Here is a 9,215-nt window from a genome sequence, read left to right as displayed (position 1 = left end):
AGGACTATCTTAGCGCAACCGAATGATCGCCGGCCCGGCCGCTGCGCTACGGCACCAGGATCGTGTCCACCGCCACCGGCAAAGTCTCGGGATAATCGAGCGTGTAATGCAGCCCGCGCGATTCGTGGCGATGGAGCGCCGAGCGCACGATCAGGTCCGACGTCTGGAGCAGGTTACGCAGCTCGATCAGGTCGGGCGTCACGCGGAAATGGCCGTAATAATCCTCGACCTCGCCGGTCAACATCTTGATCCGGTGCGCGGCGCGTTCGAGCCTTTTGGTGGTCCGCACGATGCCGACATAATTCCACATGAAGCGGCGGATCTCGGTCCAGTTCTGCTTGATCACCACCTCCTCGTCCGAATCGGTGACGCGGCTTTCGTCCCACGGCCGGATCGCGGGCGGCGGCGGCAGATCGTTCCAATGCGCATTGATGTGCTTGGCGCACGCCTCCCCGAACACGAAGCATTCGAGCAGCGAGTTGGACGCCAGGCGGTTGGCGCCGTGCAGCCCCGATTCGGTGCACTCGCCGGCCGCGTAGAGGTGCGGCAGGTCGGTGCGGCCGTCGAGGTCGATGACGATCCCGCCGCAGGTATAATGCTGCGCCGGCACGACCGGAATCGGCTCCTTGGTCATGTCGATGCCGAGGCCCTTGAGCTTCTCGTAGATCGTCGGGAAGTGATGGGTGACGAACTCGGCGCCCATATGGCTGATGTCGAGATGGACGTAATCGAGACCGAGCCGTTTGATCTCATGGTCGATCGCGCGCGCCACGACGTCGCGCGGCGCGAGTTCGGCGCGCGGATCGAAATCGGGCATGAAGCGATAGCCGGTCTCGGGAATCTTGAGCTACCCGCCCTCGCCGCGCACCGCCTCGGTGATCAGGAAGTTCTTGACCTCGAGATTGTAGAGGCAGGTCGGGTGGAACTGCATCATCTCCATGTTCGAGATGCGGCAGCCCGCGCGCCACGCCATCGCGATGCCGTCGCCGGTCGCGCCGCGCGGCGCGGTCGAGAAGAGATAGGTGCGCCCCGCCCCGCCGGTCGCCAGGATCGTCGCATTGGCGGTGAACAATTCGACCCGCCCGGTGGCGCGGTCGACCGCATAGACGCCCCAGACATTGCCCGCGCCCGAATAGCGCTCCTCATGCTTCGAGGTGGCGAGGTCGATCACCACCATGTCGGGGACGAGCGTGATGTTGGCATGCGCTTGCGCGGCGTGAAGCAAGGCCTCCTGCACCGCCCAGCCGGTCGCGTCGTTGACATGGACGATGCGTCGATGGCTGTGCCCGCCCTCGCGAGTCAGATGGAGGTCGCCGCCTTCCTTGTTGAACGGCACGCCCAATTCGATCAGCCGCTCGATCGCGCGCGGTGCGTTCTCGACGACGAACTCGACGGCCTTGCGGTCGTTGAGCCCCGCGCCGGCGATCATCGTGTCCTCGATATGGCTCTCGAACGTGTCGCCTGGCTCGAGCACCGCCGCGATCCCGCCCTGCGCCCAGGCGGTCGATCCCTCGGCGAGGCCGCCCTTGGCGAGCACGGTCACACGGAAGCGGTCGGCGAGATTGAGCGCGGCGGTCAGCCCGGCAGCGCCGGAGCCGATGATCAGGACGTCGGATGTATGCGGGTCGGTCACGTCGTTCTCCGCTGCAGGGTGCGCCGGCCTAGTCGCGGAAAGGGCGCTTTTGCAAATTCCGGCGCGTGATACAGTCGCTCGCTCGGAGGGCGACGATGGGCGATTGGGTACAGGACGTGGAGCGAGCCGCGACCCGCTGGATGCAGGCATGGGTGGCGCTCGACCGCGCCACACTCGAAGACAGTTTGGCTCAGGATTTCACGCTGACCGTTTCCGCCTTTCCTACGCGCCCGATGGCGCGACAAGCGTGGCTCGACACTTGCGATCGCTATCGTTGTTCGCGCTTTGCCTATCGCGACGTCCAGGTGCGCTCGATCGGGGACGGCCTGGCTGCGATGTCGTCGATCGCCGAACAGAAGGCCGAACTCGACGGCCATGATCGGTCGGGCGCTTTCTGGCTGACCGACCTGTGGCGCCGCGAGAGTGATGGCAAGTGGCGGGTATTCGCGCGGTTCAGCGGGTATCCCGAGCCGGGCCGCGCCTCGGCCGAAGCGCTCGCGGGCCTGGGCGGAGCTTAGACCGCGCTCGAGGCGCGCGTGAGGTTGAGAAACACATCCTCCAGATCGGGCTCCTTGGTCGACACGTCGACGATCCCGAACCCGCCCTTCTGCACGGCGTCGAGCACCTGTCCCGCATTGGCCAGGTCCTTGCGATAGGTGATCTCGAGCACGCGCTCGCCCTTGAGGTCGACCTTCTGAAAACAGCTCGCGTGCGGCGCCGCTGCGATGTCGCGGTCGACCGTGACCTCGACCACCTTTTCCTGCGCCATGCCGACGAGGTCGCGAGTCGGCTCGTTGGCGATGACCTTGCCGTGGTTGATGATCGCGATGCGGTCGCAGAGCTCCTCGGCTTCCTCGAGATAATGCGTGGTCAGCACGATCGTCACGCCGCGCTGGTTCAATTCGCGGACATAGGCCCAGAGCTGCTGGCGCAATTCGACGTCGACGCCGGCGGTCGGCTCGTCGAGCACCAGGACCGGCGGCGAATGGACCATGGCCTTGGCCACCATCAGCCGCCGCTTCATGCCGCCGGACAAGGTGCGCGAATAGGCCTTGGCCTTGTCCTCGAGATGCACCGCGCGGAGCAATTCCATCGAGATGCGCTTGTTCTTGGGCACGCCGTAGAGCCCGGCGGTGATCTCCAGCGTCTCGAACGGCGTGAAGAAGGGATCGAAGGTGATCTCCTGATTGACGATCCCGATCGAATATTTGGCGTTGCGCGGATGCTCGTCGATGTCGAAGCCCCAGATCGACGCCGCGCCGCTGGTCTTGTTGACCAGTCCCGCGAGGATGTTGATCAAGGTCGACTTGCCGGCGCCGTTGGGGCCGAGCAACCCGAACACCGAGCCGCGCGGCACGTCGAAACTGACCCCGTCGAGCGCGCGCTTGCCCCCGGCATAGGTCTTGCAAAGCTGGTCGATCACGATCGCGGCGTCGGTCATGCGCGCGGCCTTAGGACTGCGAACGTCGGTTCGCAATTCCTCCCCATTCATGGGGAGGGGGACCACGCGGCGTCAGCCGCGTGGTGGAGGGGGTTCTCCTCACCTACGTAGCTTGAGGCCGGCCCCCTCCACCAAGCCGCTTCGCGTCTTGCGCAAGGGCGAGATCGCGTCCCCCGGACGCGATCTTGGCCAACCGGGAACTGGCCAAAGCCCTCACGCCCTCCCCATGAATGGGGAGGATTTTTATTCCGCCTTCCGGCTTCCTACTTGAGCGACGGCGCGGCCAGTGCGGGAGCGATGGTCAACGTCTGCTGGGTCGTGACCGACGTCCCCGCGACCTTGTCGGTCACCGTCGCGACGACGAGATATTTGCCGAACGGTCCGTCGGCATCGACGCCATAGCCCAGCGCGCCGTCGCCGATCGTCGGCTTCTTGGGGTCGGCCGGCGCCGCCTTGTCCCACACCACGACGCCCTTGTTCTCGTCGTTGACCGTCCCGTCGGGCCGGGTGATCACGAAATCGGCCGTGATGCTGCATTTGCCGTCGGCATCGGCCTTGCAGCCGCGGAAGATCAGAAAAGTGAACAGCGGCTTGTCGGCGACGGTGCGGGTCGAGGCGACCTTGGCGCCATTGCCGATCTTCCAGGCGGCGATGAACGCCTGCGACTCGGGCGCCGCGACCTGCATCACGCTGAACCCGTCCTTTTCCGCGATATTGAGTTCGGGTTCGGCGAGTTTGGGCCGCGCCTTGGTCTTGGAGGATTTGGCGGACCCCGCCTTCGCCGCGGCGGGCTTGGCGGCCTTGGCCGTGGTCTGGGCGGCGGCGGGCGCGGCCACGATCAGGGCGGCGATCGCCGCGAGGGAAATGAAGCGCATCCCGCCATGGTGCGGCGCGGGCCCGGGCTTGGCAAGCAGCGAGGGAGATTGATGCGTCCCACGCGCCTTGCTATCGCGCCAGCATGATCGCTCCGCCCGAAACCGTCCGCGTCTCCCACGCCCGCGTCGCTTGCGACGGCGCGACCGACATCCCCGGCGGCGCGTCGCTGGGCCATCCGCGCGTGTTCCTGCAGATCGACGAAGCCGGTTATGTCGATTGCGGCTATTGCGACCGCCGCTTCGTCCTGATCGGCGGCGCGGCCGATGGCGCCGACCAGAGCCAGTTGCCGGATCACCCGGCTGGCGCGAGCGTCTGAGCGCCGCGTTCGAGCGTCGCTCGAACGCGATCGGCGCCAGACCGGACAGCGGCCGGCTTTGCCGCGACGTGACGTGACACTTGCCGAGCCCGCCCTATATTGTCCGGCATGACCAGCCCCGCCGATCCCCGCCAGTTCCTGTATCGCGACCAGCTCGACCCCGAAGAGGCCAAGCGGCTGACCGCGCGCGCGCTCAATCATGCCGATGATGGCGAGCTCTATCTGCAATATGCGCGGTCGGAGGCGTTCGGGTTCGACGACGGGCGGCTGAAGACCGCGAGCTACGACACGCATTCCGGGTTCGGCCTGCGCGCGGTGTCGGGCGAGACCACCGCCTTCGCGCACGCCAATGAGATCAGCGCGCCGGCGATCCTGCGCGCGTCGGAGACGATGGCGCTGATTGATCCGTCGACAAGCGCCAAGGCGGCACCGCCGCAGCGGACCAACCGGCACCTCTATACCGATGCCGATCCGCTCGACCTGATCCCGTTCGCCGACAAGGTGAATTTGTGCCAGACGATCGACGCCGCCGCGCGCGCCCGCGACCCGCGCGTCGCGCAGGTCTCGGTCAGCCTGTCGGGATCGTGGAACGTGATCGAGGTGGTGCGCCCCGACGGCTTCGTCGCGACCGACGTGCGGCCGCTGGTCCGGCTCAACGTCTCGATCGTGGTCGAGCAGGACGGGCGGCGCGAGACCGGCACGTTCGGAATCGGCGGCCGCTATCTCTATGAGTCGCTGTTCGAGCCCGCGACCTGGAACCGCGCGATCGACGAAGCGCTGGCCCAGGCTTTGGTCAATCTCGATTCGGTCGCCGCGCCCGCCGGCGAGATGACCGTGCTGCTCGGGCCGGGCTGGCCGGGCGTGCTGCTGCACGAGGCGATCGGCCACGGGCTCGAGGGCGATTTTAACCGCAAGGGCACCAGCGCCTTCTCCGGCCGGATCGGCGAGCGCGTCGCGGCACCCGGCGTCACGGTGGTCGACGACGGATCGATCAACGCGCGGCGCGGCTCGCTGTCGATCGACGACGAGGGCACGCCGACCCGCGAGAATATCCTGATCGAGGACGGCATCCTCAAGGGCTATATCCACGACCGCCTGAACGCCCGCCTGATGGGGGTCGAGCCGACCGGCAACGGCCGCCGCGAATCGTTCGCCCACGCGCCGATGCCGCGCATGACCAACACCTTCATGAAGGGCGGCAAGGACGATCCCGCCGAATTGCTGAGCCGGGTCAAGAAAGGCATTTTCGCCAAGTCGTTCGGCGGCGGCCAGGTCGACATCGTGTCGGGCAAGTTCGTGTTCAGCTGCACCGAGGCCTATCTGATCGAGAACGGCAAATTGGGCGCGCCGATCAAGGGCGCGACGCTGATCGGCGACGGCCCGAGCGTGCTGACCAAGGTCACCGGCATCGGCAACGATTTCGCGCTCGACGAAGGTGTCGGCATGTGCGGCAAGGGCGGGCAGAGCGTGCCGGCGGGGGTGGGGCAGCCGACCTTGCTGGTCGATGGGCTGACTGTTGGAGGCACCGCGGTCTAGTAACGGGAGAACCGATGGGCGTTCTGTGGACGGTTTGGCCGCTGGATGAGCAGATGCGAACCTGGCTCGACGAGCAAGGCGTCGCATTCCCGGACAAGGCATCGCGCTTCCCGACGGGGGGAGAAATCAAGGCGATGATTGCCGGATTCCACGGCACTGCCGACGTAACGGACAATGGCATCGGCCACCCTTATTCCGCGTTCCTCACCATCGGCGCCGTAGATAGCGAGTTGTGGACGTTACTGCAGATCACATCGTTTACCGGTGACGACGAGCCGCAAGAGCTCTGGTTCGAGAAGGGCCACGAGCAGTTGATCATCGATATTCTTCGCAAACTGACGCCTGCCAGCGGTCCGCTCGCCCTCATCGCGGACGTCGGCGATCCTCCGCAGATCATCGAGTGAGATCAATGGACAATTGGCCCGACCTCGACTGGTTGCATTGGCGCGAGACCGCGATCGGTCTGCAATTGCGAGCGCAGATCGTCGGCAAGGTGCGGCTCGCGCTGACGCCGTGGCTCAACCATAGCTGGCACGTTCCCTTTTATCTGACCGCGCGCGGCTGGGCGACCTCGGCGATTCCGTGCGGCAGCCGCATCCTGCAGATCGATTTCGACCTGATCGGCGAGCAAGTGCTGTTCGCTACCAGCGACGGGGCGACGCGGACGATCGGGCTGGCGGCGGGGACGATCGCCGATTTCCATGCCGAGGTCGTGGCCGCCCTGAAGGCGCTGGGCGCGTCATCGGACTTCGACGGCAGCCCGAGCGAGATGCCGGGCTATCCGCGCTTCGCCGAGGATCACGAGAGGCGCGCCTATGAGGCCGAGTCCGCGCGCGCCTTCTGGCGGGCGCTGATCCAGATACGCCGTGTGTTCTACCAGTTCCGCACCGGATTCCTGGGGAAGGCGAGCCCGATCCATCTCTTCTGGGGCAGTTTCGACCTTGCCGCGACGCGCTTTTCGGGACGCGTCGCACCGAAACATCCCGGCGGCATGCCTGGCCTGCCCGACGATGTCGCGTGCGAGGCGTACAGCCATGAGGAAGCGAGCGTCGGCTTCTGGCCGGGCAGCGACGCTTTCCCGCATGCCGCTTTCTACGCTTACGCCTATCCCGAACCCGCCGGTTATGCCGATGCCAAGGTCCAGCCGGACGCGGCGGCGTGGAATCCCGAGTTGCGCGAATTCATCCTGCCCTATGCCGCTGTCCGCGCGGCGGCGAATCCCGAAGCGGCGCTGCTCGCTTTCTGCCAGTCGACCTATGACGCCGCCGCCGATCTCGCCCAATGGGATCGCGCGACGCTGGAATGCCCGATCGGTCGGCCCCGGGTGCCGCGGGAAGTTTAGGCCTCATCCGTCACCCCAGCGAAAGCTGGGGTCTCGTGCAATGGTATGATACGGCTTGAGATCCCGGCTTCCGCTGGGATGACGGAATGAAAGCATGGCCGACTTCTTCGACACGCTGAGCGACAAGCATATCGCCTTCGTCGAGCGCCAGCCGGTGTTCTTCGTCGCCACCGCTGCGGCCAACGCGCGGGTCAATCTCAGTCCCAAGGGAATGGATTGTTTCCGTGTCCTGTCCCCGAACCGCGTCGCCTATCTCGACGTCCAGGGGTCGGGCAACGAGACCAATGCCCATCTGATCGCCGACGGCCGCATCACGATCATGTTCTGCGCGTTCGACAATCCCGCACTGATCCTGCGGCTTTATGGCCATGGCCGGCCGGTGCTGCCGCAAGACGCGGATTGGGGCGAAGTCGCGCGACACTTCGTATTGCTGCCCGGTACGCGGCAGATCTTCGTGATCCAGGTCGACCAGGTCCAGACCAGCTGCGGCTGGGGCGTGCCGCACATGACCTTCGATCGCGAGCGCGACACGCTGAGCAAATATCACCGCCTCTATGGCGAAGAGGTGCGCCAGGCCAAATATGCGGTGCGACTGCAAAGCATCGACGGTCTGCCGGTGCGCAACCCGACCCAGGGGCCGACCGCCGCCATCCAGCAAATACAGGAACAACAGCAGCAATGAGCCTGGTCGAACTCGGCGGCTATTCCTACCCCGAAGCGCATATCATCGTCGGCCGGCTCGAATCCGAGGGCATCCCGGCGATCGCCTTCGACGCCGGCACGCATATGGCGGAAGGCTCGTTCCGGCTGATCCCGGTGCGGGTGATGGTCGATGAGGACGATCTGGAGTTGGCGCGACGACTGCTCAAAGAATGGTCGGCCATATAATCGGGAAACGATTAGGGATTCCATACGAGTATGGACGGCACAACGCCGTCATACTTGATGATAACTCGGCGCGTTCTGCAAAGGATTAGGCCAAATTGGTTTATCGAGGGACGGCGGTATTATATCCGACATGCTCGGAAGCGTTAATAGCTCATCACCCATGTAGTTAATAATAGCCACCCCGTATTGAAACAAATCGGTCGCATTTGTTTTAAATTCTACGATCTCAGCAGTTTCGATCTGCCGATTCATCGATCGAAGCCGTCCGCCGCCCTTTATCTGCATGATGTGTCCAGTCGCCTTGCCTACTGGGGCTTTAAGGCCCGGCCCGGCGACGCCGATCAGACCATGGACATACAGATTTCGATACCCAAGTAGGGTCATGAAACCTTTTGAGAAATGAGCGATGTGCCCCCGTAGGACAGCATCAGTTTGCTCGCGCGCATAAGTTTCGAGGCCCTCGTTCAAGCTACGATTACCCATATCCGCGACAATTGCTGTGGAGGCGCTACCGCCACCCATCATTTTGATGAGTATCCGCTTGCCCGTCATTTCGGCGCCGTTCCACATCATGATAGCTAGGGTGAACTCTGTCGCCCATTCGGAGATGTCGGAAAGCACTAGATTAGGCATACCTGACGCCGAATAAGAGAGGGACGTCTACCTTGAAGCCGAACTCATGCCTTGTCACTAGCAGGCAGTTGCTGGGAAAGATCCCGCCCCTGCTCAAAGAATGGGCAGGAGATTCTGCCTGAAAAATAGGCAGCTCTTCGCAGCTGCAAAATTTTTGACGCGTCCGAAACATTTTTTTGCGCTATTCCGCCCGCAATCGCGTGGAATCGACTCTGGCACGCCCCTTGCGACGCAACATCCGGACAAACCGGAAGGGGGCACGATGAAGCTCGTCATTGCCATCATCAAACCGTTCAAGCTCGACGAGGTGCGCGAGGCGCTGTCGGGCGTCGGCATCGCCGGCATGACCGTGACCGAGGTCAAGGGATTCGGCCGTCAGAAGGGTCAGACCGAAATCTACCGCGGCGCGGAATACAGCACGAACATGGTGCCGAAGATCAAGATCGAGATCGTCTGCGGCTCCGACCTGGCGCCCGCGGTGGTCGAGGCGATCCAGGCCTCGGCCAACACCGGCGCGATCGGCGACGGCAAGATTTTCGTCCTCGACGTC

11 protein-coding genes and 1 pseudogene are annotated in these 9,215 nt (G+C 64.5%); 8 read left to right on the top strand and 4 right to left on the bottom strand.

Features of this window, described 5'->3' with window-relative positions:
• Nucleotides 1-46 precede the first annotated feature (46 nt).
• Nucleotides 47-1,633 (bottom strand): annotated as a pseudogene (gene nadB / locus ACTHJR_RS01080) (L-aspartate oxidase).
• A gap of 95 nt (nucleotides 1,634-1,728) precedes the next feature.
• Between nadB and ACTHJR_RS01075 the strand changes: the two are divergent.
• On the top strand, nucleotides 1,729-2,151 hold the full coding sequence (locus ACTHJR_RS01075; protein ID WP_440521191.1) for a nuclear transport factor 2 family protein: 423 nt from the start codon (nucleotides 1,729-1,731) through the stop codon (nucleotides 2,149-2,151).
• On the opposite strand, the gene ACTHJR_RS01070 is transcribed toward ACTHJR_RS01075, so the two are convergent.
• Nucleotides 2,148-3,074, bottom strand: coding sequence for an ABC transporter ATP-binding protein (locus tag ACTHJR_RS01070; RefSeq protein WP_440521190.1), 927 nt, complete (start codon nucleotides 3,072-3,074; stop codon nucleotides 2,148-2,150). The two genes, ACTHJR_RS01075 and ACTHJR_RS01070, sit on opposite strands and share 4 nt — an antisense overlap.
• 263 nt (nucleotides 3,075-3,337) lie before the next feature.
• Entirely contained in the window at nucleotides 3,338-3,949 is a 612-nt protein-coding gene (locus tag ACTHJR_RS01065; protein ID WP_440521189.1) for a hypothetical protein, read from the bottom strand.
• Nucleotides 3,950-4,032: 83 nt separating this feature from the next.
• On the opposite strand from ACTHJR_RS01065, the gene ACTHJR_RS01060 reads away from it, so the two are divergent.
• The 6 genes from ACTHJR_RS01060 to ACTHJR_RS01035 all read left to right on the top strand — a co-directional run bounded on the left by ACTHJR_RS01060 (nucleotide 4,033) and on the right by ACTHJR_RS01035 (nucleotide 8,032).
• Nucleotides 4,033-4,266 carry a zinc-finger domain-containing protein gene (locus ACTHJR_RS01060; RefSeq protein ID WP_440521188.1) on the top strand — a complete coding sequence of 78 codons (234 nt, stop codon included), beginning with the start codon at nucleotides 4,033-4,035 and terminating at the stop codon, nucleotides 4,264-4,266.
• A 108-nt stretch (nucleotides 4,267-4,374) separates the two neighbouring features.
• The gene (gene tldD, locus ACTHJR_RS01055; RefSeq protein WP_440521187.1) at nucleotides 4,375-5,802 is read left to right on the top strand and encodes a metalloprotease TldD; all 1,428 of its coding nucleotides are present in this window, start codon (nucleotides 4,375-4,377) and stop codon (nucleotides 5,800-5,802) included.
• 14 nt (nucleotides 5,803-5,816) lie between these two features.
• Nucleotides 5,817-6,206: a hypothetical protein gene (locus ACTHJR_RS01050; protein WP_440521186.1), complete on the top strand. Its 390-nt coding sequence runs from the start codon at nucleotides 5,817-5,819 to the stop codon at nucleotides 6,204-6,206.
• Nucleotides 6,207-6,211: 5 nt separating this feature from the next.
• The gene (locus tag ACTHJR_RS01045) at nucleotides 6,212-7,144 is read left to right on the top strand and encodes a DUF5996 family protein (RefSeq protein WP_440521185.1); all 933 of its coding nucleotides are present in this window, start codon (nucleotides 6,212-6,214) and stop codon (nucleotides 7,142-7,144) included.
• Nucleotides 7,145-7,238: 94 nt separating this feature from the next.
• Nucleotides 7,239-7,826 (top strand): pyridoxamine 5'-phosphate oxidase family protein, encoded by a 588-nt coding sequence (locus ACTHJR_RS01040; protein WP_440521184.1) that lies wholly within the window; start codon nucleotides 7,239-7,241, stop codon nucleotides 7,824-7,826.
• Nucleotides 7,823-8,032: a putative signal transducing protein gene (locus ACTHJR_RS01035; protein ID WP_440521183.1), complete on the top strand. Its 210-nt coding sequence runs from the start codon at nucleotides 7,823-7,825 to the stop codon at nucleotides 8,030-8,032. Before ACTHJR_RS01040 ends, ACTHJR_RS01035 begins: the two co-directional genes overlap by 4 nt.
• A gap of 48 nt (nucleotides 8,033-8,080) precedes the next feature.
• Here ACTHJR_RS01035 and ACTHJR_RS01030 read toward each other — a convergent pair whose 3' ends face one another.
• Nucleotides 8,081-8,653, bottom strand: a complete 573-nt coding sequence (locus ACTHJR_RS01030; RefSeq protein WP_440521182.1) for a hypothetical protein — start codon at nucleotides 8,651-8,653, stop codon at nucleotides 8,081-8,083.
• 274 nt (nucleotides 8,654-8,927) lie between these two features.
• Between ACTHJR_RS01030 and ACTHJR_RS01025 the strand changes: the two genes are divergently transcribed.
• Nucleotides 8,928-9,215 (top strand): P-II family nitrogen regulator (locus ACTHJR_RS01025; protein ID WP_440521181.1); only part of this gene is annotated, 288 nt, incomplete at its 3' end.

The sequence above is a fragment of the Sphingomonas sp. genome (genome assembly GCF_051962185.1).
In the GTDB taxonomy this organism is placed as follows: domain Bacteria; phylum Pseudomonadota; class Alphaproteobacteria; order Sphingomonadales; family Sphingomonadaceae; genus Sphingomonas.
This window is presented reverse-complemented; position numbering and strand designations above follow the sequence as displayed.